Source organism: Streptomyces sp. NPDC052225 (assembly GCF_040679615.1).
Classification (GTDB): Bacteria; Actinomycetota; Actinomycetes; order Streptomycetales; family Streptomycetaceae; genus Streptomyces.
The window spans coordinates 1-23,935 of the sequence record NZ_JBFAVD010000005.1 but is presented as its reverse complement, the minus strand read 5'-3'; the positions used below and the strand labels follow the sequence as shown (position 1 = coordinate 23,935).

16 protein-coding genes are annotated in these 23,935 nt (G+C 71.9%); 4 read left to right on the top strand and 12 right to left on the bottom strand.

All coding sequences use genetic code 11. The features are described 5' to 3' along the window. Nucleotides 1-15: 15 nt before the first annotated feature. On the top strand, nucleotides 16-540 hold the full coding sequence (locus tag AB0L37_RS09575; protein ID WP_365502165.1) for a hypothetical protein: 525 nt from the start codon (nucleotides 16-18) through the stop codon (nucleotides 538-540). Between the two features lie 40 nt (nucleotides 541-580). Here the strand turns inward: AB0L37_RS09575 and AB0L37_RS09570 are convergent, their stop codons facing one another. Next, entirely contained in the window at nucleotides 581-2,053 is a 1,473-nt protein-coding gene (locus AB0L37_RS09570) for an MFS transporter (RefSeq protein WP_365502163.1), read from the bottom strand. Nucleotides 2,054-2,252: 199 nt separating this feature from the next. Here AB0L37_RS09570 and AB0L37_RS09565 point away from each other — a divergent pair, with 199 nt between their 5' ends. Beyond that, the gene (locus tag AB0L37_RS09565; protein ID WP_365502161.1) at nucleotides 2,253-3,899 is read left to right on the top strand and encodes a cytochrome bc complex cytochrome b subunit; all 1,647 of its coding nucleotides are present in this window, start codon (nucleotides 2,253-2,255) and stop codon (nucleotides 3,897-3,899) included. 60 nt (nucleotides 3,900-3,959) lie between these two features. On the opposite strand, the gene AB0L37_RS09560 is transcribed toward AB0L37_RS09565, so the two are convergent. From AB0L37_RS09560 to AB0L37_RS09550, 3 genes are all read right to left on the bottom strand, one after another. Then, a complete protein-coding gene (locus AB0L37_RS09560) occupies nucleotides 3,960-4,895 on the bottom strand; it encodes a hypothetical protein (RefSeq protein WP_365502159.1) in 936 nt (311 codons plus the stop codon). After that, the gene (locus AB0L37_RS09555; protein WP_365502157.1) at nucleotides 4,892-5,503 is read right to left on the bottom strand and encodes an RNA polymerase sigma factor; all 612 of its coding nucleotides are present in this window, start codon (nucleotides 5,501-5,503) and stop codon (nucleotides 4,892-4,894) included. Before AB0L37_RS09555 ends, AB0L37_RS09560 begins: the two co-directional genes overlap by 4 nt. A 141-nt stretch (nucleotides 5,504-5,644) precedes the next feature. Then, nucleotides 5,645-8,248 (bottom strand): TIM-barrel domain-containing protein, encoded by a 2,604-nt coding sequence (locus tag AB0L37_RS09550; RefSeq protein WP_365502155.1) that lies wholly within the window; start codon nucleotides 8,246-8,248, stop codon nucleotides 5,645-5,647. 714 nt (nucleotides 8,249-8,962) lie between these two features. Here AB0L37_RS09550 and AB0L37_RS09545 point away from each other — a divergent pair. Next, nucleotides 8,963-9,253 (top strand): hypothetical protein, encoded by a 291-nt coding sequence (locus AB0L37_RS09545; RefSeq protein WP_365502153.1) that lies wholly within the window; start codon nucleotides 8,963-8,965, stop codon nucleotides 9,251-9,253. Here AB0L37_RS09545 and AB0L37_RS09540 read toward each other — a convergent pair whose 3' ends face one another. The 3 genes from AB0L37_RS09540 to AB0L37_RS09530 are packed head-to-tail and all read right to left on the bottom strand — an operon-like array spanning nucleotide 9,254 to nucleotide 14,723. Next, the gene (locus AB0L37_RS09540; RefSeq protein ID WP_365502151.1) at nucleotides 9,254-10,399 is read right to left on the bottom strand and encodes a serine hydrolase domain-containing protein; all 1,146 of its coding nucleotides are present in this window, start codon (nucleotides 10,397-10,399) and stop codon (nucleotides 9,254-9,256) included. A 60-nt stretch (nucleotides 10,400-10,459) separates the two neighbouring features. Next, nucleotides 10,460-11,860 (bottom strand): hypothetical protein, encoded by a 1,401-nt coding sequence (locus AB0L37_RS09535; protein WP_365502149.1) that lies wholly within the window; start codon nucleotides 11,858-11,860, stop codon nucleotides 10,460-10,462. Next, nucleotides 11,847-14,723, bottom strand: a complete 2,877-nt coding sequence (locus AB0L37_RS09530) for a peroxidase family protein (RefSeq protein ID WP_365502147.1) — start codon at nucleotides 14,721-14,723, stop codon at nucleotides 11,847-11,849. The genes AB0L37_RS09535 and AB0L37_RS09530 overlap by 14 nt, the downstream gene beginning before the upstream one ends. A 330-nt stretch (nucleotides 14,724-15,053) precedes the next feature. Here AB0L37_RS09530 and AB0L37_RS09525 point away from each other — a divergent pair, with 330 nt between their 5' ends. Next, nucleotides 15,054-16,310, top strand: coding sequence for a hypothetical protein (locus tag AB0L37_RS09525; protein ID WP_365502145.1), 1,257 nt, complete (start codon nucleotides 15,054-15,056; stop codon nucleotides 16,308-16,310). A 19-nt stretch (nucleotides 16,311-16,329) separates the two neighbouring features. Here the strand turns inward: AB0L37_RS09525 and AB0L37_RS09520 are convergent, their stop codons facing one another. The 5 genes from AB0L37_RS09520 to AB0L37_RS09500 all read right to left on the bottom strand — a co-directional run bounded on the left by AB0L37_RS09520 (nucleotide 16,330) and on the right by AB0L37_RS09500 (nucleotide 23,606). Next, nucleotides 16,330-19,200 carry an NHLP bacteriocin export ABC transporter permease/ATPase subunit gene (locus tag AB0L37_RS09520; RefSeq protein ID WP_365502143.1) on the bottom strand — a complete coding sequence of 957 codons (2,871 nt, stop codon included), beginning with the start codon at nucleotides 19,198-19,200 and terminating at the stop codon, nucleotides 16,330-16,332. A 1-nt stretch (nucleotide 19,201) separates the two neighbouring features. Beyond that, nucleotides 19,202-21,415 (bottom strand): NHLP family bacteriocin export ABC transporter peptidase/permease/ATPase subunit, encoded by a 2,214-nt coding sequence (locus tag AB0L37_RS09515; RefSeq protein WP_365502720.1) that lies wholly within the window; start codon nucleotides 21,413-21,415, stop codon nucleotides 19,202-19,204. 11 nt (nucleotides 21,416-21,426) lie between these two features. Then, nucleotides 21,427-22,227 (bottom strand): HlyD family efflux transporter periplasmic adaptor subunit, encoded by an 801-nt coding sequence (locus AB0L37_RS09510; RefSeq protein ID WP_365502141.1) that lies wholly within the window; start codon nucleotides 22,225-22,227, stop codon nucleotides 21,427-21,429. 140 nt (nucleotides 22,228-22,367) lie between these two features. Next, the gene (locus AB0L37_RS09505; protein ID WP_365502139.1) at nucleotides 22,368-22,595 is read right to left on the bottom strand and encodes a type A2 lantipeptide; all 228 of its coding nucleotides are present in this window, start codon (nucleotides 22,593-22,595) and stop codon (nucleotides 22,368-22,370) included. Nucleotides 22,596-22,877: 282 nt separating this feature from the next. Then, nucleotides 22,878-23,606, bottom strand: a complete 729-nt coding sequence (locus AB0L37_RS09500) for a YoaK family protein (protein ID WP_365502137.1) — start codon at nucleotides 23,604-23,606, stop codon at nucleotides 22,878-22,880. Nucleotides 23,607-23,935 lie beyond the last annotated feature (329 nt).

Genomic DNA, 23,935 nt, shown 5'->3' with positions numbered 1-23,935 from the left:
ACACCCTGAGGAGCGATGTCCTTGAAGCGGCGCCCGGCACTGGCCGGACTGACGATGGTGCTGGTGGTCGCGCTGGCGGCGTGCGGCGGCGGGAACGACAGCGGATCGTCGTCGGCGGGCGGTGCGGCGAAGGGCGACAGCGGGTACGCGCAGCACAAGGACAAGGACGTGAAGGTCACCGGCCTGCGCGACAGCGTCCGGCACGTCACCCGGCGGACGAGGAAGGCGAGCCGCCCGCACTACGTGAAGAAGTGCGAGACCGAGAGCCGAAGGGTCCGGCACACCAGCCGCAGCAAGGGCCGCACCAGGACCTGGTACACGACCGAGTCGTACCGGGACTGCGAGAAGGTCCGCAAGGGCACCGAGACGTACACGCGCGTCGTGCGCAAGGAGCGCTGGTGCGTCCGCCTCGACGACGTCGACGGCAAGCCGAAGAGGGACGACGTCTGGTACCGGGTCAGCCCCGCGACCTACAGTCAGGTCAACGGGGCCGACGACCGGGCCGAGGTCAGCGTCGAATGGCTGTCGCAGGGCTGTTGAGCAACCGCCCTGCGACAGCCATCCGGGAAGGCGTCCGGGGTCAGGCAGCCGCCACCCCGGGTATCCGCTCCTTCACCATCGCGTAGAGCACGACCGACACGGCCATCACGCCGGCGGCGGTGAAGACGCCGGGCGCCCAGCTGCCCGTCGCGTCGCGCAGGACGCCGCTGACGACGGGGCTCGCGACCGCGCCGATCTCCGCGACCAGGTTGAACAGGCCGAAGAGGGAGCCGCGGTGACGCTCCTCGGCGAGGTCGCCGAGGAGGCTGTGCACGATGGGCTGGAGCGCGTTGAAGAACAGGCCCGAGAAGAACAGGATCAGGCCGAGCAGCAGCAGTGAGGGCTCGCCGTTCACGAGGCTGACGCCGAACGCCACGGCGAGCACGGTGTGCACCGCCGCACAGGTCACGGCCAGCGGCTTGCGGCCCTTGCCCGCCCGCACCCGCCGGTCGGCGATCCAGCCGCCGACGGGGAAGCCGATGATGCCCGCGCCCGCGTTGAACGCCGCCGTCAGGGCCGCAGCGCCGAGGCTGCTGTGCGCGCTCTCCGCGACGATCTGCACCGACCAGAACGAGAAGAACCACAGGTTCCACATGACGGCGATGAAGCCGATGTAGACCAGCCACACGTTGCGGTTGAGGAGTTGGGACGAGCGCCCCGTCGTGACGATCTGCCGGATCACGATCGTCACCATGACCAGGAACAGCACGGCCGAGCCGATCGCCGTCAGCCAGTCCGGCCAGCCGAACTCGTCGGCCAGCACGAACAGGGCGACGATCGCCACCGCCGCCGGGATCGAGTAGCCGATCAGCCGCAGCGCCGGCGGGCCGAGCCGCAGCGGACGGTCGCCACGCGCGCGGAAGAACATCCAGGTCGCCGCGGCCACGAGCAGCGAGACGCCGCCGAAGACGTACAGCGGCATGCTCCACGCGCGGTCGCCCATGCCCCACGCGCCGCCCCAGTCGATCAGGTGCGGGGTGGCGACGATGCCGACGGTCAGACCGATGGACAGGCCCGCGAGGACGACGCCGAGGCCGATGGTGCGCCGGGCCGGAGGCGTGTGGTTGATGACCAGGACGCGGTCGTTGGAGTAGAAGACGCCCTCGCCGAGACCGGTCAGGACACGCGCCACGACGAAGCCGATGAGGCCGCCGGTCAGCCCGGACACCAGGGTGAGCAGGCCCGCCCACAGCAGCGACACGACGAGCATCTCGCGGTGGCCGTAGCGGTCGCCGAGCCGCCCGCCCGCGTACTGCGTGAGCATGTAGCCGGTGAAGAACATCGAGCCGATGAGGCCGCCGAGCGTCGCCGGGTTCGAGGCGTCGCCGATGAATCCGGCCTTGTTCTCGATCATCCAGGACACGACGGGCCCGGTGACCGTGCGGTCCGCGTAGCTGATCAGCCAGCCCGCGAGCAGGAAGCCCCACAGATGGGTGTAGCGGCCGGAGAACAGCGCGCGGCCGTTCGCGGACGGTGGTGCCTCGCCGTGCACCGGTGCGATGGAATCCTTCATGCGTCCCCCTTGACGCCAGGCGGCTAGAAAGCGCTTGCCAACATCGCAGCGCGGCGCCCCCAGGTCAATGGTTGACTTTTTGACCACCGCCGCATAGCGCGCCTACCCCTGTCCGACTTGCCCGAACGCGCTCTACTCTGGCGTTGCTTGAGAACTGTGCGCTGTGCTTCGACGACCCAGGGTCGACAGGGGGAGCCGCATGAGCGAAGGCAACGGGCGCGCCCGCCGGGGCGAACCGGCGAGCGGCGGGGAGCGTCTCGCCGACTGGGCGGACGGCAGGCTCGGCCTCTACCACCTCGCCAAGTCCCAGATGCGGAAGATCTTTCCGGACCACTGGTCGTTCATGTTCGGCGAGATCTGCCTCTACAGCTTCATCATCCTGATCCTCACCGGCACCTACCTCACCCTTTACTTCGACCCGAGCACCACGGAAGTCGTCTACAACGGCTCGTACGTACCGCTCAAGGGCATCGTCATGACCCGGGCCTACGAGTCGACGGTCGACATCAGCATGGAGGTGCGCGGCGGACTGCTCATCCGGCAGATCCACCACTGGGCGGCGCTCGTCTTCGTCGCGGCGATGACGATCCACATGATGCGGGTCTTCTTCACGGGTGCCTTCCGCAAGCCCCGCGAGGTCAACTGGCTGTTCGGCTGGACCTTGTTGTTCCTCGGCATCGTCACCGGCCTGACCGGCTACTCGCTCCCGGACGACCTGCTCTCCGGCACGGGCCTGAAGTTCGCGCACGGCGCGGTCCTGTCGGTGCCGGTCGTCGGGACGTACCTCGCGTACTTCCTGTTCGGCGGCGACTTCCCCGGCGAGGACTTCATCGCCCGGCTCTACCCGATCCACATCCTGCTGCTGCCGGGCATCATGCTGGGCCTGGTCGTGGCCCATCTGATCCTGGTCTTCTACCACAAGCACACCCAGTTCGCGGGCCCCGGACGCCGCGAGAAGAACGTCGTCGGCGTCCCCTTCCTGCCGAACTACGTGGCGAAGGCCGGCGGGTTCTTCTTCCTCGTCTTCGGCGTCCTCGCGCTGATGGGCGCGGTCGCGACGATCAACCCCGTATGGGCATTCGGCCCCTACCGGACGGACCTCGTCACCACCGGCGCACAACCGGACTGGTACCTCGGCTTCTCCGAGGGGCTGATCCGGGTGATGCCCGCGTGGGAGATCAACGCCTGGGGTCACACCCTGGAGCTGGGCGTCTTCATCCCCTTCACACTGTTCCCGCTGATCCTGTCGTTCATGGCGGTCTACCCGTTCCTCGAAGCGTGGATCACCGGCGACAAGCGGGAGCACCACCTCGCCGACCGGCCGCGCAACAAGCCGGTCAGGACCGGGATCGGCGTCGCCTGGCTGGCGCTGTACGCGGTCCTGCTGATCGGCGGCGGCAACGACATCGTCGCCACCCAACTGCATCTGTCCATCAACGCGATCACGTGGTTCGTGCGGATCTCCGTCTTCGTGGCACCGGTTCTCGCCTACACCGTCACCAAGCGGATCTGCAACGGGCTCCAGCGCCGCGACCGCGAGAAGGCGCTGCACGGACGCGAGTCCGGCACGATCCGGCGGCTTCCGCACGGCGAGTACATCGAGGTCCACGAGCCGCTCACACGCGCCGAGTTGTACACCCTGAACGCCCATGAGCAGCCCGCGCCCTACGAGTTGGGCCCACGGGTCGACGAGAACGGAGTCGCGCGGACGTTCACGGTGCGCCAGCGGCTGCGGGCCCGCCTCGCCAAGGCGATGTTCGGACCGGGCGCGTACGTGCCGAAGGCGACGCCCGAGGAGTACCGGGCGCTGCACGCGGGCTGGCACGAGTCGGAGCGCGTCGACTGACCTCACGTACAACGGAGTTGGGGTGGCCGCCCCGCGCGACGGCCACCCCCGGGCCGGGCCTCAGCCGACGCGGCCGGCGGGGCCCACCTCCAGGAAGGTGCTGCGCTCGTCGGGGCGCCCCGGCGTCCGGCTGGAGGACTCCAGGAGCTTGCCCGACCCCGGCGCGATCACGAGCCGGATCGTGGTGCGCTTCCCGGTGAACTCCGAAGGCGCCGTGGTGTATTCGACCGCCGTCCCGGAACGGCCCTGACTGTCCTTGACCGTGCCGATCAGCTCTACGCCGTCCTGCGCCGCGAGGATCTCGAACAGGGCGGCCCGCACCGCGGGACGCACCGGCGCGTCCTCCAGGAGCACGGCCGCCTGGCCGAACGCGTCCGGGCCCAGACGGGCGGCCAGGGCGCGCGGGTCGGCCGGGAGGGTGCCCAACTGCGGCCAGGACAGCCGGTCTTCACCGACGAGCCAGCGCTTCAGCTTCGGGCCGGGCTTCTCGACGGCCCCGTCGGAACCCGCCGACCAGATCCGTCCGCCGCGGTCGACATAGGTCGTGTCCGTGCGCCGCCCGTCGTCCTCGTTGACGACCTCCTTGCGGACCTTCCAGTACGGTGCCGCCGACACGGGCCCCCGCCCCGCGGTGTCGGCGACGTCCGAGAGGAACGACGCGGCCGAGGCGTCGGCGGCCGGATCGCCCCCGAGCACCGGATACGCGGCGCCTCCGACGGTCAGCGCGAGCACCGCCGCGGCCGCGACGAGCAGCCTGCGCCGGCGCCACCGCGGCGCCGCGGCCACCGGCTCCGGGTGCCCGGCGAGCTCGCGCAGATCGGGGCGGTCCTGGAGCGAGACCTGCGCCACGGCACGGCGCGCCGCCCGCACCGTGTCCGCCGAGGGCGGTGCCACGCGGCCCGCCGCGATCAGGTCGTGCGCCCCGGGAAAGTCGAGGACCTCGGCGCCGTCGAGCGCCTTCGTCGTCCCGTTCGGGGTGTCCTGGTTCTGGCTCATGCCTGTTCTCCTGTCGGGTGTTCGGATGTCGACCGGCCTGCCGGGGCGAGCGCCGCGCTCTCCCGCAGCCGCGCCCGGGCGCGGTGCAGTCGCGAGCGCGCCGTCCCCGCGGGGATCCCGAGCACGGCCGCGGCCTCGGTCGGCGAGAGCTGCTCCCACGCCACCAGGAGCAGCAACTCGCGCTCCACGTCCGGCAGTTCGGCGAGGACGCGGCGCAGTGCGGGGGCCAGCGCCGACGCGTCGAGCCGGTCGTCCACGGCCGCCCACGGATCGCCGTGCGCCCCTTCGCCCGGAGCGCCGAGCGACTCCCGTGACTGCTGCGACTCCTGCGCGAGGCGCCGCCAGTGCGCCGACAGCACGTTCCTGGCGACGCCGAACAGCCACGCCCTGGCGGAGCCGCGCGCCGCGTCGTACGTGTGCCGGGCGGTGTAGGCCTGGAGCCACACCTCGGCCAGCAGATCGTCGGCCGCGTGCGGGGCGCGGCGCGCGAAGTAGCCGTGCAGCGCCACCGAGTGCCGCTCCACCAGTTCCTCGAACCCGCCCTGGCCCCGCGCCGCCGCACCGAGCAGCGCGGCATCGTCTCGTCCGTTCTCCACTTCCGTGGACACGGCACCTCCCTGGCGACCGCCGCTCGGCGGTCTCACCCCGTACTTGCGGCCACGCGGGCAGAGCGTTCGCGCGGGCCCCGAAGCGAGCGGGCGGGCGGGACGACAGGAGAGACGCCCCACCCACCCCTCAGGGACAGGTTCTCAGCTCAGCCGCACCTCGAACGGCCGCGACGTCGACAGCGACGGCGTGCGCACCGTCGTCACCCCCGTCTTCCCGTCGTACGACCAGGAGCCCGCCGCCAGCGGCCGCCCGTTCAGCGTCACACGGTGCGGGGCCGCGCCCCCGTGCACCGTGAACGTGTACGCGCGCTCGCTCACCTTGCCGTCGTAACTGCCCTTGCTGGCCCCGACGTTCAGGGTCGTCCCGGTCCGGTCGGTGTCGGAGGTGACGCGCTGCGTGGCCGCCGCCCCCTTCGCGAAGGCGCGGGTCACGCCGTCGTCCTCGTACAGGGTGTACGCGTGGCGGCCGGGCTGCGCGGCGTAGACGTCCCAGCCCAGGCGGTCCTTGTCGCGGGTCTTCCACGAGGTGGTGCCCTGCGGCCACATCGGCACGATCGCCCCGGCCTTCACGAAGAGGGGGAGCGTGTCGAGCGGCGCGTGGTAGCCGTCGATCGTCGTCGGGCCCTTGTACTGCTTGCCGGTCCAGTAGTCCGTCCACGTGCCCTTCGGCAGGTAGATGCCGTCGCGGGTCTCGGAGTCCTTGTACACCGGCGCCACGAGGAAGTCGTCGCCCGCCAGGTACTCGTACTTCGCCTGCGCGCCGAGGGTGTTCGCGTCCTCCGGATACTCCAGCCACAGCGGACGGATGCTGCCCACGCCCGTCTGCGACGCCTGCTTCGCCAGCGTGTACAGGTACGGCATCAGGCGCTCGCGCAGCTGGAGGTACTTGCGGTTGATGGAGGTGTACGGCTCGCCGTCCACCCACGGCTGCTGGTTGATCTTCTGTCCGGTGGTGATGTCCCGCGCCCAGCCGTCCATCGTCATGACGGCCGGCAGGAACGTCTTGGCCTGGAGGTCGCGGGCGTACATCTTCGCGTCGTGCGAGTAGATCGAGCCGATGTCACCGGTGTTGTACGCGATGCCGGACAGCGTGGCGCCCGCGTACGTGGGGATCTGCCAGCGGATGAAGTCCCACGACAGCTTCTGGTCGCCCGACCACAGCACCGCGCAGCGCTGCGCGCCCGCCCAGGAGACCGGCATCCACACGAAGCCGCGGGCGTCGCTGTTGTCCTCGATCCCGGCCTTCGCCTTGTCGCAGGCGTCCAGGGCCATGCCGTAGCCGTTGCCGACCCAGGCGACGTCGAGCTTCGCGACGCGCTGGCCCGCCTTGACCTGGTCGGCCAGCTTGTCGATGCCGTCCTGCGTCCACAGGCCCAGCTGGGCGCCGCGGTCCTGGAGGCCCTTGGCGGTCTCGGCGAGGTTCTCGTACCCGCAGCCGTAGCCGTCGTTGACGAGCATCCAGCCGAGCGGCATCCGGTTCTCGACGTAGCCGTCCGCGACCTTCAGGGAGTCGAGAGTGTGGCGCTCGCCCTGGTTGGCGTTGTGCAGGTAGCAGTCGGCGTCGCCCGGTTCGAGCCCGTAGACCGGCGGCATGAACGGCTTGCCGACCAGGGAGGTGTAGTCGCCGATGACGCGCTTGGCGTCGCCGAGGAAGTAGTACGCGTCGAGCCGGCGCTCCTGCTGGCCCGTGTGGACCGAGGGGCCGAAGTCGTACACGCCGGGCGCGAAGGTGTTGCGGTAGACGCCGTACCCGGCCGAAGACAGGTAGAAGGGCTGGGAGTTGGGGTAGCCGCCCTCGTTCCAGTTCGTGTTGTTGGCGACGTACACCGTCTTGTCGCGATGCGCGAAGGAGCCGTTCTGTTCGCCGCCACCGAAGAACTGCTCGTCCGCACCGCGCTCCAGGCTCTGCCGCATCCCGCCGGTCGACCAGCGCAGCGGCTTGTCCTCCTGCCAGACGCGCGTCTTGTTGTCCGCCTTGTACAGGCCGAAGCGCAGCGGCTTCTTGTAGACACGCAGAACGGCGGACGAGGAGCGGATGCCGTAGTACGCGCCCGCGTCGAAGGACGTGGTGTGCGGGTCGACCGCGGGCTGCTCGCGCACGATCTGCTGACCGGCCGGGTCGGTGAAGGTGCCCGACGGGTCGGCCCGGAGCCGCAGTTGGCCGCCCTTGAGGAAGTCGGCCTTCGCCTTCAGGTCACCGGCGGCGAACGTGTAGCTGCCGTCCTCACCGGCGAAGGAGGTCAGGTTCCCGGCGTCCGTCGTCTCGGGCAGGTAGGCCTTGCCGACGAAGGAGTTGTCGTGCACGTCGTAGGGGACGACCACGACGTGGTACGTGCCGTTCGCCTTGGGGATGACGGTCGCCTCGGGGTCGGCGGTGCCCGCGCTGGACGCGACCTGCTTGCCCGCGTCGTCATAGACGTACAGGTCGAAGTCGTCGCTGGGCTGCTTCGCCCAGGCGATCGAGATCGGCACGCCGCCCTCGGGGTTGTCGTCCCAATACCCGTCCGGTACCGACACGTTGAGGTCGAACCGGTCGCAGGTCTTCCCGTCAGGATCGTCGGCCGCGGACGGACAGTCCTTCGGGTCGCCGACCGTCCCGGAGGCGTACGTGGGGCTCTGCCACGTCACGCTCTTGTGGTCGGCGTCGAGGGTGCCGCTGCCGGGGGTCGCGGCACCGGCCTGCTGTGCGGGGGCGGCCAGCAGGCCCGCCCCGAGCAGCGCGAGCGCGCCGCAGCTCCCCAACACGACTCTGCCGAACCGTGGTTGACCTCTCCACGGCCCTCGTCTGCGCCCAGTGTGCACGGTGCTCTCCGCTCCCGCAGGGCCGTTCCCGGCCCGGCATCTTCATCGCGTTGATGTTTACTTGTGCTTGAACATCTGTGACTTCGCGCAACTTCGAGCATGAAGATGCCCATGCGGACGTGCTCCTGTCAACGGCTCCGGCGGGGCCGGACGGCCCGGGCCGGGATTCTTTGCGCATCCCGCTTTCTGCGGTCATGGCCGAGGCCCACGGTGGGTTCCCCCGGCGCTCCGACGTCTCCTCGGCGTCCCGCAGCGCGTCGCGGGCCCGCAGCGCGTCGCGGGCCCGGACGAGCGCGGCCCTGACGGCAGGGTCGGCGAGCGAGCCGGGCGGACGTTCCTCGATGAGTGCGCGCAGCCCGCGGCGGGCGGTACCTTTTTGGGCACCACCGCCGACCGCGCCGCCTTTGTGCTGCCCGGATGGGCGGACTCGGCGCTCTCGACCCACGGCTCTCACCATGCCGCCGGGGAGGTTCGAAGAGAGCTTGTGCCGTCTCCTGGACGGCCTGTGCACCGGCGGCTCCGTCCTCCCTCTGCGAGGAGGGGGTGCGCCGGGTCTGCGCGGCCGAACTCGGGCGCCGCGCCGACGCGGTGGACCGCGCGCCCCACGGGGCCCGAGCGGGGGCGCGCCCTCGTTCGCGCCGCCGAGGCCGTGTCCCCGTGCTCGGTGGTCCACCTGCCACCCGCCGCCCCGGCAGCTGGTGGCACCGCTACGCCGAGGACGCCGCCGGTATCGCCCTCGACGCGGGCCGCGCCGGCCCCACGGGCCACGACGTCGAGGTGTCCCTGTCGGCGGGCCCGTGCCGCGAGGCCCGCCGCCGCACCCGCACCGACGACGTGCGCCTCGCCGCGGGCGGCCGCCCCGGCGGGACCCTCGCGTGCCTGCGCCGGTGGCTGCGCGTCGGCGACCAGGTGGACCCGGGGCGCGTCGGGTGCCGGGGCGCGGAGTGACTACTTCAGGGCGTCGGCCCCGTACGCCCAGAAGTCCCGCATGATCTGCTGCGGCGTGGGACCGCTCATCGCGTACTGGGTCATCAGGACGGTGACCGCGCCGGTCGACGGGACCAGGTGGGCGGCCGTGCCGGTGCCGCCGACCCAGCCGTAGCGGCCCGGCACCTGCCACGGGTCGCGCGGCTCGACGTCCACGGAGCCGCCGTAGCCCCAGCCCTGGCCCTGCGTGAACAGTTCGCTCGCCTCCCGCTGCCGTTGCGTGAGGTGGTTGGTCGTCATCTGCCGGACCGAGTCCGCCGAGAGGACGCTGCCGCCACCGTCGAGCAGCATCCGGGCGAACGCCCACCAGTCGTCCACCGTGGAGGCGAGTCCGCCCGCGCCGGAGGGGAACGCGGGCAGGCTGTTCCACTGGCCGTCCGGGGTGTCGACGCGCTCGGCGCCGCCGTCGGCCGTGGGCACGTACGCGCTGGTGAAGCGGTCCCGCCGGTCGGCCGGGACCTCGAAGCCGGTGTCCCGCATGCCGAGCGGCTCGAAGATCCGCTCGGCGAGGAACTGGGGCAGCGGTGTGCCGGAGACCCGCGCGATCAGGACGCCCTGGATGTCCGAGCAGGTGTTGTACAGGTATGCCTCGCCGGGCTGGTGCAGCAGCGGCACGCGGGCGAGCGCCGCCAGCCAGGTGTCCGGCTCCGGGACGCGCTGCGGCGCGTGCGGGTCCATCAGCGGGAACAGCGCCTGCACGGCGGGCTGCGAGAAGTCGGAGGAGAAGCCCCACCCCGCACGGAACGTCAGCAGGTCCTCGACCGTGATGGGGCGGTTCGCGGGGACCACGTCCTCGATCGGCGCCGCCGGTTCGCGCACCACGTTCGGCGACGCCAGCTCGGGCAGCCAGTGGGAGATCGGCGAGTCGAGCGCGAGTTCGCCCTCCTCGACGAGGGTCATCACGGCCGCCGCCACGATCGGCTTGGTGATGGAGGCGATACGGAAGATCGAGTCACGGGCCATCGGCGCGGTGCCCTCGGCGTCGGTGTGGCCGACGGCCGCCACCTCGACCCGGTCACCGCGGGCCACGAGGGCCACGGCCCCCGGCACGGGCCCCTTCGTCACGTGCGGAGCCAGGACATCGGCGAGCGCGTTGCTGTCGGTCATCGGGGGTCACCCTCCAGTCGGACGTGGATGCGTACGAGAAGGGTGACTCCCGGAGCGTGATCAACTCATCGGTTCGCCGTCACCGTCCCACAGCGTGTCGTGGGCGCGGTGCGCGTCGGTCAGACCGTTCGTGAAGAAGCGGTCGTAGTACTCGCCCTCCACGTGATGCGCCTGGAGCCAGATCCCGGGCACGTGGATGGCGTCCGTGTGCGCGGGGAAGCGACGGTGCGTCGACAGGATGTACGTACAGATGTCGCGGGCGCAGTCGATGACGCGCTCGTCGTACTCGCCCGCCTCCGCGAGATAGCGCTGGCCGTAGTCCTCCTTGTAGATACGGGTGAAGACGTCCTTGTCGCCGTACGTGCCGCCGGAACCGAACTTGGCGTCGATGACCGCGTCCACCGCGTCGGACATGGACGCGTGCGCGGGCGGGCAGGCGGCGGCGATCAGCGGCTCGCCGGTCGCCGGGTCGGCGATGCCCACCGGGTGCGAGCGCAGCGTCGCGTACTTCGGCAGCGGGACGTGCCAGCGCCACAGGTCGGCCAGGCGCCAGCGCGGTGTGACGTACGTGAAGCCGAGCATGTTCCCGTACGTCTTCCTGAACTTCGGGTCGCCCAGGGCGATTTGGGGGTTGACGGAGGCGTGGATCCAGGCGCCGAGGCCCATCGCCTCCGCCGTCAGCATCACCGTCTGGAGCAGCAGGTCCGCCTCGATCTGGGTGCGCAGCGGGCCGAGCGAGCCGAGGGGCAGCTTCAGGTCCTTGTTGAGGAAGCCGTTGTCGATCCACTTCTTGACGCCTGCCGGGCGGTACAGATTCCGGTCGTCGACGAGGGTCGGGCGCGCGCCGTCCGGCTGGGTGAGGAGGTACATCAGGGCGTTGATGTACTGGTGCGACAGGTCGACCACCGGGAACAGGACCGTGGTGCCGGGCAGGTTCGACAGGAACCGGTTCGAGTCCAGGTAGGCCGGGAAGGCGCGCAGCCCCTCGGCGACGTCGAGGCGGTGGTCGAGGACCTTCACCTTCGCCTGCCGGGCCCGATCGATCAACGTCCGCGCCTCGAACGGCTCTTGGGGAGCGGGCGGCAGCTTGCGCAGGAAGTACGTACCGCTGTCGTTGATGAGGAAGAAGTACGTGCCCTGCGCGTTGTCGGGGCTGCCCGCGGTGCGGCCCGTCATCGTCAGGTTGGGCTTGGCCATGATGGGCTTGCCGTCGCGCGGGTCCTCGAACGGGCGGTCCGGCATGGTCAGTCCGGTGGATCCGGTGACCGCGACGAGCACCGCCTCCTCCAGTTCGGACAGCGGCTGCGGGGTGTGCGGCGAGCGGTAGCTCATCGACCCGGCCGGCACCGACGCGCCCCGGGAGACCCGGTGGGTGCGGCGGCGCCAGACCGTCTTCAGGAACGGCCGGGCGAGCAGGTCGTCGAGGCCCTTGTGGCCCGACGAGCCGTCAACTTCCGTCATGGCGCCCTCCGTTCTCCATCGGCGGTACCGGCCGCCACGGCGCGAACGCGCTCGCCTCGCGCGGCAGCAGGCCCGCGAGGTCCGGGCAGTGCCGCAGCACGACGGACTTCATGCCGCCCTTCTCCACCCAGTCGATGCCGAGCGGGGTGTAGATCTCCGGGCGGTAGTCGACGTTGAGGAAGCGGTCGCTCTGGAGCCGCCGCGTCGCCATCAGGATGAAGATCCGGAATGCCGTGTCGGAGAAGCCGAAGCCGGTCGGCGGGTTCTCCGCGAACAGGCCGACGACCGTGTCGATCTCGTCGACCGTCCGGTACACGTCCTTCAGCCGCGCCAGGGTCTCCGGCTCCCGCGTCAGGTCCTCGAAGCGGCGGATGCGCTCCTTGTGCAGGCCCACGCGGAAGTCGTTGTAGCGCGGCACGCCGCGGCGCCGGGTGCGCACCAGGTCGACCACCGACAGATCGATGATCTCGCCCTCGCGCTGGAACTGAGTAAGGGACTTGGGGTAGTTGTGCAAGGTGATGGCGCCCGGGTGCGCGATGCCGAACGAGTACAGCGTGTTGGCGAGGCCCGTCTTGCGGATCCGGCTCTCGGCCGCCGCGCCCTGGATGTCGGGGAAGCCGACGGTCTCCAGGCGCTGCCCGAAGTGGTGCTCGCGCAGCTCGTAGTCGTCGGGGATCAGCGGGTGCATCCGGTACACCGTGACGAAGTCCTCGGTGAGCGAGTACGGCGCGCCGTGGTGGTCGGGCAGTGTCTTCGGGATGCCGGTCAGCGAGTGTGCCTCCAGGAGCCACAGACCCAGCTGGTTCAGCCAATTCCTGGGCGGTCCCTCCCAGTTGGTGCGCAGGCCGACGTCGATCGCCTTCGTCGCGAGGATCGCCGGGGTCCACTCCACCGTGTGGATCTTCGCGATGAGCGCCGACACGACGAGCCGCGCCGTGTGGTAGATCCGCTCCTCGCTCATCGACGGGTACGCGGAGCGCAGCGCGTCGCACACCGCGTTGTGCTCCCGCGCGAACAGCGTGTGCATCGCGCTCAGGCCCATCCACCAGTTGTCCTTGAACCCGGTGATCGGGATGCCCGTACGGTCGATCGGGATGTGCCCCGCGTCGAGCAACAGCCGTGCCCCGCCGTCGGGTTCGCGCAACGACTTGGCCGTGCGCTCGTCGCCGCCGTACACCTCGGACCCGTCCCACCAGTGCGAGGCGGTGTTCCCGAAGAGGATCGGCGGCTGCTCGCCGGGCAGGTCGACGCCCTCGTTCTCGGCGAACCGCATCACGTTCTCCCGCGGCCCGTCGGGGCGGTTGACCCACGTGCCGGCGCCGGGCGGCAGCGGCACCTCGACCGTCCTGCCGCCCTCCGGGTAGCGGCGGTGGTTGACCCAGTCGTGCACCTGGAACTGGATCCAGGCGGCCGCGAGGATGTTGAGGGACGTCGCCGGGACGAAGCTCTCGCGGGCGAGGAGCTGGCGGCTGACCGTCACCGGGTTCGGGGTGTCGAAGAGGTCGGGCCGGTACACGGGCTTGAGGTTGCGGCCGAACGCGGCGCCGACCGCGCCCATCCTCGGCGCCGACAGGTCGTTGTAGGTTCCGTCGTACGAGCGTGAGGTGCGCAGCCGCTCGTCCACCGGGACCGGCACCGGCTGTGCCTTCGGCGGCGCCTCGGGCACGTCGGTGTCGATCAGGTTGAACCGGCGCAGCGCCTTGCGCAGGAACACCAGGTTGAGCAGGCTCGCGTCCAACGGCAGCCGGTGCCACGGGACATACCGGTTCAGGGCGCGGAAGCCGAGCCCGACCGGGATCCCGAGGACACGGTTGCGCAGCGGCTCCTGCGGAGTGAACCGGGTGCCCTGGCGCTGGGCGGCGCTCGCCTCGTACGCGACCTTGCGGGCCCGGTTGAGGTTGCCGAGCGGCCTGAAGTCCTCCGTGGTGAACCAGGGGTTGAACGTCAGCTCCTCGACACGGCGGGCCGCCGAGCGCGCCTGCGCCGTCGTGATGTCCTGGGCGGGCACGGAGAGGCGGGCCACCGGCTGCGGCGGCGAGAGCGCCTCCTTCCACTCCACGGAGCCGTCCTCGACGGGTGTACGGCGCTCGTCGACGTAGCGCTGCACGCACAGCTCGAAGGTGAGGTCGCCGCGCGACAGGCGCTGGGCGAGCTCCGTGCGCAGGAAGCCCGGGTCACTGCGGTCGGGGCGCGGCCCGGCGCCGCCGCCGACGGCGGGGCGCAGCAGGTAGCGGACCGGGCCCGCATCGCCCCACAGGATCGCGCCGCGGCTCCAATACGTCTCGCGTGCAAGGCTGTTGACGGTCTGCCGGGTCGCCGCCCGGACGTTGCGGCGCATCCGGTTCGCGGTGCCGAGGCCCACGGCAAGCGGCAGCTTCACGAACAGGCCGAAGGCCTTCTGGAGCGGGCTGCGCGCCCCGGCCATCGCCTTCGCGAACGCCACGAACTCGCGGGCGTTGCGGGCGTGGGACACCGGGAAGGACGTCGCGAGCAGATCGTGGCTCTCGTCGCCGGAGACCTGCACCCGCACCGCCACGCCGTGCAGATCGGGTGCGCCGTCCGGGCCGCGCATGCCGCTCGCGTTGGAGAGCCGTACCGTCGCCGGATACTCGGCGCCGGCCTTGGCGAAGCCGCTGGTCAGGGCGGGTGGCAGAGCGTCGTGGAAGCGGAGGCGGGCGTTCTCGACGCCGAGGGCGGCCTTCGCGTGGAAGGCGCGTTCGTAGGCGGCGGCGCCGCTCGCGCGCCGGTTCGCCACCTGGACCCGCATGATCTCGCGGGCGAGGCGCTGGAACACGAGGCGCTCGGCCTCGGCGCTGCCGCCCTCGTACCGCTCGTACTGTGCGTACCGTTCGGTCTCGGCCATCGTTGCCGTCCCTGTCGTGTGCCGTGCGTCAGGAGGTCGTACGCGGAGGGGCCAGCGACGCTATCGGCGCCGTCGGACGCCCCGCAGCGCCGTATCCCGCCATGTCCGCGTACCGCTTCCCGGTGCGAACTCCCGTACGCACGACGGCATCTGAGCCTGTCAGTGGCCTGGCTGGGGCGGCCCGCGGACGCCCGCCGACACCGTGTGCCGCGCCCCTCCCTCACGCCCCTCGCGAGGGCCCCCGACGGCCCTCCCGGATGGCCGGTCACCGACGGCTTGACGCCATCCGGCCGCGGTGGTGTGCTCGGCAGCCCGCCCCTCGGAGGCGACATGCGCGACACCACCGTGCACGGACCCACCTTCGCTGAGCTGCGGCCCTTGAAGGAGCCGACCTTCGTCGAGGCCGGGCGGACGACCTTTCCCGTCTACCCGGACCTGCGGGAACGACTGCTCGACGACAAGGCGCACCCCGATCCGGACGGCGTCCTGCCGCACGTCATGGCCGTCTGCTCGGCCTACGCGTACGCCGGCTTCGACCAGGGCGGCGACGCCGGGACCGTCGCCATGATCGCGACCCGGCTCGGCCTGGAGGCCAACCGGTGCCGTGTCGTCGAGCAGCGCGTCGACGCCCTGTACATCGCCTCGGCCGCCTATCTCATCCAGGACGAGGACCGCAGGATCGCCGTCCTGTGCTACCGCGGCACCCAGCCCGAGGACATCATCAGCATCCTCACCGACGCCGATGTGCACCCCGAGACCCTCCGCGTCGACCTCGACGGCATCCGGTACCCGGTGCACGCGGGCTTCTACCGCAACATGCGCGCCACCCGCCACCTCGTCCTCCAGGCCCTGGACCGCGCCGCGCGCGGCGAGTCCGTCGACCCGGGGGAGCGGGGCGTGCGCGGCGGCGGCCTCGAAGCGCTCTACATCACCGGCCACAGCCTCGGCGCGGCGATGGCGGCGCTGATGGCCGTCACCCTCGTGCACGAACCGCGGTACGCGCACATCGCCCGCAGGCTGCGCGCGGTGTACACCTTCGGCCAGCCCCTCATCGGCGGCCCGGAGTTCGCCCGCGCCTGCGAGCACGCCACCGACGGCAGCGGCAGGCACGTGCTGCGCGACCGCCTCCTGCGCTACATCCACGACCGGGACGTCGTCCCCGCGCTGCCGCCGCGCCCGGTCGGGCCCTACGCCCCGTTCGGCCGTGAGTTCCACTACCGCAGGCCGCGCCGGGGCCTGGACGCGGTGTTCGCGGCCGCCGCCGACACGGCCGCGGAGGCGGTGGCCCTCCCCGGCGACCTGCTCTCCGGCGTGAGCCCGCTGCACCGCCTGCGCCGACTCGCCGCCCTGCCGGCCCGGGTCCGCGAGGAGGGCTGGGTGGAGCGCCGCGACCCCGCCCTGCCGTACCCCCAGATGGACAGTCTCGCCGGCCTCGCCGTGGTGGCCCCGCTCGCCTTCTTCGCGACCCGCCTCGCGCTGACCCGCTCGCTCCCGTTCCGCTACTCGTTCGAGGACCACGGGCCCGCGCACTACGTCGACGCGCTCGCCCCGGAAGGGGTGTTGAGCGAGTTCGGGGACGTACGGTAGGCGGTCGCGGCGCGCCGCCTCACACCATCTGCCGCCGCACCAGCTCGTGCAGCCGTCCGCCCGCGTCCGCCAACAGCTCGGCCGGAGCGCCCTGCTGGACGACGCGGCCCTCGGACATCACGACCACACGGTCCGCGTCGAGGACCGTGGACAGACGGTGGGCGATGACGATGCGGGTCGCGTGCAGCGCCCGGGTGCTGTCGATGACGATGCGCTGGGTCTCGTTGTCGAGCGCGCTCGTCGCCTCGTCGAAGAAGAGGATGCGCGGGCGCCGGATCAGCGCCTGCGCGATCATCAGCCGCTGGCGCTGGCCGCCCGAGATCGCGCCGCCGCCCGCGATCATCGTGTGCAGCCCCATCGGCATCCGCTTGATGTCCTCGGCGAGACCCGCCATCTCCGCGGCGGCCATCGCCTCCTCCTGCGTGAACGACTCGGCGCCGCAGATGCAGTCGAGGATCGAGCCGGTCAGCGGCTGCGCGTTCTGCAGGACGACACCGCACTGGCGCCGCACCGCCGCCTGGTCGAGCGCCGACAGGTCCTGGCCGTCGTACAGGACGCCACCGGACGTCGGCGCGTCGAACCCGATGAGCAGGCGGAGCAGCGTCGACTTGCCGCAGCCGCTCTCGCCGACGACCGCCACGAACTCGCCGGGGCCGATGGACAGGGACACGTCGTCGAGGACGAGCGGCCCGTCGTCCGTGTAGCGGAACGAGACGCCGCGTGCCTCCAACGCGCCGGTCAGCTCCCCGGGCTGGGCCGCCGCGCCGCGCACCTCGGGCTCCGCGTCGAGCACCGGCTTGATCTGCTCGTACATCGGGAGGACCGCCGCCGCCGAGATCAGCGCGCCGGTGAGCTGCGTGACCGACGTCAGGAGCATCGTGACCGCCGTGTTGAAGGTCAGGAACGCGGCCGCCGACAGGGACCCGCGCGCCGGACCCGCGAGCAGCATGAACATCACCAGGGAGCACAGGGGCAGGTAGACGGCGTTGAGGACCGTCGTCACGTTCTTGATGCGGCCCGCCCGGCGCTGGAGCTCCCGGCTCTGCGCGAACTCCTTGGCCCACGCCCCGTACGCGAACGACTCCGCCCCCGCGACCCGCAGCTTCGGCAGCCCGCGCAGTGTCTGGAACGCCTGGTTGTTGAGCTTGTTGCTCAGCTCCACCAGCCGCCGCTGCCACCGGAGTTCGAGCAGCCCGAGGGTGAGGAAGACGCCCCCGACGAGCACCAGCATGCCGACCGCGGCAAGCGCCAGCGGCACGCTGTAGACGAGGAGGAGGACCAGGTTCATCGCGCCGATCGTCACCGACTGCACCACCACCGGGCCGACGCCCGACAGGAGCCGGCGGATCGCGCTGATGCCCATCGCCGCGCTCGCCAGCTCACCCGTCGAACGGGACGCGAAGAACCGGGTCGGCAGCCTCAACAGGCGGTCCCAGACGGCCGGTTGGAGGACGGACTCGACCCGGCCCTCGATCCGCAGCACCGACATGTTCTGGAGCAGCATGAAGACGGCCGACACGATGCTCGTGACGATGATCGCCAGGGACATCTGGGTGATGAGGTCCGTCTCGGCGTTCGGGACGTAGATGCCGAGCACCTTGCCGGTGGCGATCGGCACGAGCGCGCCGAGCCCCACCGTCACCAGCCCGGCGAGGAGCAGGCGCCGGATGTCGCCGCCCAGCGTCCGCATGCTGAACCGCAGCAGCCCGCGCGGCGTCAACTCCCCTTCGGGAAGCGGCCGGTAGAGCATCACGGCCCGCTCGGCGTAGTCCTCGGCATTGTCCTCGTCGACGCGGCTGCGCCGGTCGCCCGCCGCGTTCACCGCCTCGTAGCCGCCGCGCCGCCACAGCAGCGCGACGGGCGCCCCGGACGCCGCGCGGAAGCCGACGAGCGGCCCCGCGTCCCGCCGCCACCAGTCACCGGCGAGCCGCACCGGACGGGTGCGGATCCGGGACGCGACCGCGATCTGCTCGACCGGGTCGATCCGGTCGCTCACCGCGCCGCCGTGCCGCGGCTCGACGAGCCGGATGCCCGCGGCCCGCGCCACCACCTTGCACGCCGCGTACGTCGCGTCGACGCCCGCGTCGGCCGGGCGCTCGCGCCGCCGCTGCGTGCCGATGGAGGCGAGCAGCGTCCGGTCTGCCTGCTCGCGCACCGCCTCGCCCGCCCGGATCCCGGCCGCCGCCCGGTCCTCGTGCGCGCTCTCCAGGCGCTCGATCCACCGGTCGAGCGTCGACAGGAGCCGGTGCTGCTGGTTCACCATCCGCTGCCACAGCGCGCCGTCGACCAGCAGGTCGGCAGCCGCTTCCGTGGAGTACGCGGACCCGTACTGCACGCTGCCCGGGGCGAGTTGGGGCCACAGCACGTCGTCGTCGCCGAGGAGCTCGGTGTCGGCGGCGCGCCCGCCGTGGTCGTTGAACGGCGCCTCGAACAGCACCCGTTGCCCGCGCCCCACACCGAGCGCGAACGCCTCCTCCAGCAGGCTCCACGCCATGTCGTACGCGCCGTCGTGGGCGGGCGGCGTGTACGGCAGCTCGCGCAGCGGGATACGGCGCAGCGCACAGCCCGCCAACGGCCGTCCGACCAGCGTGTGCTGGGTGCCCTCGACGGGGCCGAGCAGCAGCGTGCCCGGCTCCAGGCGCCCCAGGAAGTTCCAGTGCCCCTGCGCGTACACGTCGACCGCGAACAGATCGAGGGCGCCGTCCGTGACGAGCCACAGCACCTGCGGGCCCTCCAGCGGCAGACTGCGCACCCCCGCGCAGTCGAGCGGGGCGCCGAGCCCGCCGAACGCGGCGACGACCTGGTCCCCGGCGTACGGCGAGGCGAACTGCGGCTGAGGGTGCGCCTGTTCGTACTCGGCGTACTGCTGCTCGTACGGTTCGTAGGTCATGTCAGTGCTCCCTGACCAGCTCGGCGTACGGGCCGCCCGCCGCCACCAGATGTTCGTGGCGGCCCCGCTCGACGACCTGCCCGTGGTCGAGGACCACGATCTCGTCGCTGTCGCGCACCGTGCTGAGGCGGTGCGCGATGACGACGCAGGCGCAGCCGCGCCGTCGGATGTTGTCCATGACGACCTGTTCGGTCTCGGCGTCCAGCGCGCTCGTCACCTCGTCGAGCACCAGGATGCTCGGCCTGCGCACCAGCGCCCGCGCGATCTCCAGGCGTTGGCGCTGCCCGCCGGAGAAGTTCCGCCCGTCCTGCTCGACCCGGCTGTGCAGTCCGCCGGGCCGACGCGCCACCACGTCGTACAGGCACGCGTCGCGCAGCGCGTCGGCGACCGCGTCGTCGGAGATCGACGGGTCCCACAGGGCGACGTTGTCGCGGACCGTGCCCTCGAAGAGGAACACGTCCTGGTCGACGAAGGAGACGGACGCGGCGAGCGCCCCGCGCGGGATGTCGTCCAGGCGCCGTCCGTCGATCCGGATGACGCCCTCCCAGGGTGCGTACAGCCCAGAAATCAGCCTGGACACGGTCGACTTGCCACTGCCCGAGCCGCCCACGAGCGCCACCTGCTGGCCCGGGCCGACCGTCAGCGAGAACCCGTTGAGCAGCGGCTTGTCGAGCGGGCTGTAGCCGAACGTGATCTCCGCCAGCTCCACATGCCCCTTGAGGCGCCGCGTGTCGTGGACCGCCTCCGGCCGCGCGTACGACGTGTCGACGGGGAAGCTCTCGACGTCCTTGAGCCGGGCCACGTCGGCGGCGAAGTCCTGGATCCGGCCCGCGACGCCGTTCAGCCGAGTGATGGGCGCCGTGAACCGCGTGACCAGCGCCTGGAACGCGACGAGCAGGCCCACCGACAGATGCCCCTCGACGGCCCGCAGACCGCCGATCCACAGGATCAGCGCGCTGTTGAGCGTCGCGAGCGTCGGCGCGACGATCCCCAGCCACGCGCTCGGCACCCCGAGCCGCTGCTGCTCCTCAAGCGTCGTCGCGTGCTGCCCGGCCCACCGCCGGAAGTAGCCGTCCTCGCCGCCGGTGGCCTTCATCGTGTCGATCAACTGGAGGCCCGTGTACGAGGTGTTGGTGAGCCGCGCCGTGTCCGCCCGCAGCTTCTGCGTACGCGTCGCACGCAGCCGTACGACGATCCGCATCGCCACCACATTGAGCAGCGCGATGCCGACGCCGACCATCGTCAGCTGCGGGTCGTACGTCCACAGCAGCGCCGCGTACAGGAGCACCACGACCCCGTCGACACCGGCCGCCGTAAGGTCGCGGGCCAGCGTCTCGGCGACCGCGTCGTTCGACTGGAGGCGCTGCACGAGGTCGGCCGGGCTGCGCTGCGCGAAGAACTGCACGGGCAGCCGCAGCAGATGACCGAAGAAGCGCGCGCTGCTCAGCGTCGACGAGATGATCCGGCCGCGCAGCAGGTTCGCCTGTTGCAGCCAGGTCAGGGCGCCGGTGAGCGCCACCATCGCGCCCATCGACGCGAACAGCGCGCCGAGCAGCGAGGTCTGGTCACCGATCAGGAACAGGTCGATGTACGTGCGGCTGAGCGCGGGCACCGCGGCGCCCACCGCGACGAGCAGCAGGCTCGCGACGAGCGCGGCGACCATGGTGCCGGTCGTGCCGCGCAGCCGAGCGGGAAGCGCCTTGAGAACTCCCGGACGGCGCCCGCCCGTTCGGAAGCCGGGCCCCGGTTCCAGGACGAGGACGACGCCGGTGAAGCTGGTGTCGAAGTCCTCGGACGGTACGAACCGGCGGCCCTTGTCGGGGTCGTTGATGTGCACGCCGCGCCGGCCGAAGCGGCGCCCCGTGCCGTCGTAGACGACGTAGTGGTTGAACTCCCAGAACAGGATCGCCGGGCCCTGTACGTCCGCGAGCGCGGCCGGTTCCATCTGCATGCCCTTGGCGGTCATGCCGTAACTGCGGGCCGCCTTCAGGAGGTTGCTGGCGCGCGAGCCGTCCCGCGAGACACCGCACGCGATGCGCAGCTCCTCCAGCGGGACGTGCCGGCCGTGGTGCGCGAGGACCATGCCGAGCGCCGCGGCGCCGCACTCGACGGCCTCCATCTGGAGCACCGTCGGTGTCCGCACCGTCTTGCGGCGCTTGGGCGGCGGGGGAGCGGGGCGGGAGCGGCGGCGGCCACCGTGCCCGGCGGGCGGCAAGGAGGTCGTCGTCACGGCAGCAGCCAATCGATCGGGCGCTGCTCGGCGAGGTGCACGGCGCCGGTGGCGAGGGTCATGGACGTGAGGGCGTACGGGGGCCCGCCCTGCGACGACCAGGCGTAACCGGACGTCGTGGCAGCCGACTTGGTGAGCTTCACGACCACCGGCACGCGTGAGCCGCCCTTCGTGAACTGCGCGGCCAGGTCGCCGTCGCCGAGCGTGTCGGTCACCTGCCGCTTCGTCTGCGCGGCGCGGCCCACCGCCTTCACGGTGCCCCGCAGCACCCCGTAGCTCTGGGCGGCGGGCACGGTCAGGTCGACCGGGGCGCCCGCCGGGACGTTCGCCGCGCTGGTGGCGGGCACGTACAGCAGGGCGAGCAGCGGATCGTGCGCCGACGAGGTGCGCTCGAGGGTCGCGACGTCGGCGCCGGTGGTCACCACCGACCCCATGCGGGCGACGAGCGCCGTGACCCGACCCGCGTCGATGGCGCGGACGACCCGATCGCCCCGCTCCGTACGGACTTTGAGGAGCGGCGCGTGGGCGGCGACGCGCCGGCCCTCGCGCACGTACAGCCCGGTGACCTGTCCGGTGACGGGGGACTGGAGGACGTAACTGCCCTGTCCGTAGGTGAGGATGCCGCTCGCCTTGAGCGTCGAGGAGACCGAACCGGTCACGGCCCACGCACTGGCGGCGGCCATCACGACGACGGTGACGGCGAGCGCGAGCAGCCCTTGCGGCCGCGCGAGCCGCACCGGAAGGTCGAGCGCCTCCGGCGACTGCAACTTGGACAGGGCCTGTTGGCGGAACTGCACGCGGTGATTCCCTTACGTTGCCGAGGTCCGGCCCCTCGAACCGTGGCCGGACGCCCCGAAGGCCCCGGAACCTGGCGGGTTCCGAGGCCTGGGGTCCGCCGCCCGTCAGGTGGGCGGCGGGGTGATCCGTCTGATGCGACTCAGAGGCCGGCGGTCAGACCGGTGGCCAGGCCCGTGACGGCGCCCGCGTTGACACCGGTGAGGCCCTCGACCGTGCCGGTGAGGCCCGAGACGACGCCGGAGACCGGGGCGATCGAGTCCAGGGTGCCGGTCAGGTTGCCGGCGACAGCGCCGACCAGACCGCCGGACACGTTGTCCAGCTCGGCGTCGGAAATCTCGAGGGTCTCGACCTGGGGGGTGTTGCTCATGATGAGCCGCCCTTCTCATGGGTATGTCTGGGTATTTCGAAAAACGCGGAAGGCGTCCGGAATCAGCAGAACCGAATCGGTGAACCGTTCCGCGATGGGCTGGATCAAAGCACGCCGACGCATCGCACAGCCAATCGGAAGGTCCCCGGTCAGAGGGATGTGCGGACCCAATTACCGCAACGTGCAGGGCTGTTCACCGGGTGGTGGCAGCTCCTTCACATTCTTCACTGCGGGAAATGTGAAGAGGGTGTGGCCGCTTTCCCGGAATAGGACACTCACGCATCAAAGGCGCCCGTTACGTGCATCCGGCAATGGATTTTTCCGACCCGACGTGACTGCCCTGCGCAATCGCTGTGCAGGTTTCTGGCACGCCACCGCCGCGGCCGCGAACACGGCGGGAGCGGCGAACCCCCACGCCGGTGCGGCCTCGCGTACGGCGACGGCGCACGCGGCGCCGCCCACCACCGTCAACAACCGGGCGGTCACCCAGAGTTGGCCGCGCCCGCGCGCCGACCCGTCGACCGTGCCCGTCACGAGCGTGGTCAGGGTCCCGGTGAAGTACGTGGTGGGCGCCGCCCCCGACCCCGCCGCGACCATCGCCGCGGACTGCCCGCCCATCGCCAGGGCGGCGGCCACGAGGAGCACGGTGCGCCAGACGCCGTCGGGCCGCCCGTCGAGCACGGCGCCCGCCACGGCGACGAACGCGAGCAGCCCGGCCTGCGCGGCGAGCGCGGCCACGACCCGCCCGGGCCAGTGCGGAAGGCGCCCCGCGTCGCCGACGCCCCGGCATGCGAGCGCGGTGAGCGCGGCGCCCAGCGCGTATCCGCCGAGCGCGTAGAGCGGAGCGGCCACATCGTGCCCGGCGCCGGAGCCCGCCGAGATCCCGAGCAGCACGAGGTTCCCCGTCATCACCCCGGCGAACACGGTGCCCAGCGCGGTGAACGCGAGCGCGTCCACGGCACCGGACGCCCCGGCGAGCAGCAACAGGGAGATCTGGGCGCGGGTGTTCATACCCCGACGGTAGGCGGGCCGGCGCCGGGGGAGAGGGAGGACGCGTGCGACAAGCGGGCCGCGGCCCATGGCTCCCCGCTCACTCCCCATGCCCCGCGAGCCCGCCGCGCCCCCGCTCACCCCCCGCTCACGCCGAGCCCCCGCTCGCACCGCCCCCCGCTCGCACCGCCCCCCCGCTCACCCCCCGCTCACGCCGCGCCCCCCCGCTCACGCCGAGCCCCCGCTCGCACCGCCCCCCGCTCACGCCGCGCCCCCCCGCTCACGCCGAGCCCCCGCTCGGATCTACCTCGGCGTGAAGGCGTTCCGTCAACGCCGGGCGTTGCAGGAGG

Bases quoted from the DNA above. Each gene is read 5' to 3' on its own strand.
- AB0L37_RS09575 (WP_365502165.1), top strand. From the start codon at position 16: ATGTCCTTGAAGCGGCGCCCGGCACTGGCCGGACTGACGATGGTGCTG.
- AB0L37_RS09570 (WP_365502163.1), bottom strand. From the start codon at position 2,053: ATGAAGGATTCCATCGCACCGGTGCACGGCGAGGCACCACCGTCCGCG.
- AB0L37_RS09565 (WP_365502161.1), top strand. From the start codon at position 2,253: ATGAGCGAAGGCAACGGGCGCGCCCGCCGGGGCGAACCGGCGAGCGGC.
- AB0L37_RS09560 (WP_365502159.1), bottom strand. From the start codon at position 4,895: ATGAGCCAGAACCAGGACACCCCGAACGGGACGACGAAGGCGCTCGAC.
- AB0L37_RS09540 (WP_365502151.1), bottom strand. From the start codon at position 10,399: ATGACCGACAGCAACGCGCTCGCCGATGTCCTGGCTCCGCACGTGACG.
- AB0L37_RS09535 (WP_365502149.1), bottom strand. From the start codon at position 11,860: ATGACGGAAGTTGACGGCTCGTCGGGCCACAAGGGCCTCGACGACCTG.
- AB0L37_RS09530 (WP_365502147.1), bottom strand. From the start codon at position 14,723: ATGGCCGAGACCGAACGGTACGCACAGTACGAGCGGTACGAGGGCGGC.
- AB0L37_RS09525 (WP_365502145.1), top strand. From the start codon at position 15,054: ATGCGCGACACCACCGTGCACGGACCCACCTTCGCTGAGCTGCGGCCC.
- AB0L37_RS09520 (WP_365502143.1), bottom strand. From the start codon at position 19,200: ATGACCTACGAACCGTACGAGCAGCAGTACGCCGAGTACGAACAGGCG.
- AB0L37_RS09505 (WP_365502139.1), bottom strand. From the start codon at position 22,595: ATGAGCAACACCCCCCAGGTCGAGACCCTCGAGATTTCCGACGCCGAG.
- AB0L37_RS09500 (WP_365502137.1), bottom strand. From the start codon at position 23,606: ATGAACACCCGCGCCCAGATCTCCCTGTTGCTGCTCGCCGGGGCGTCC.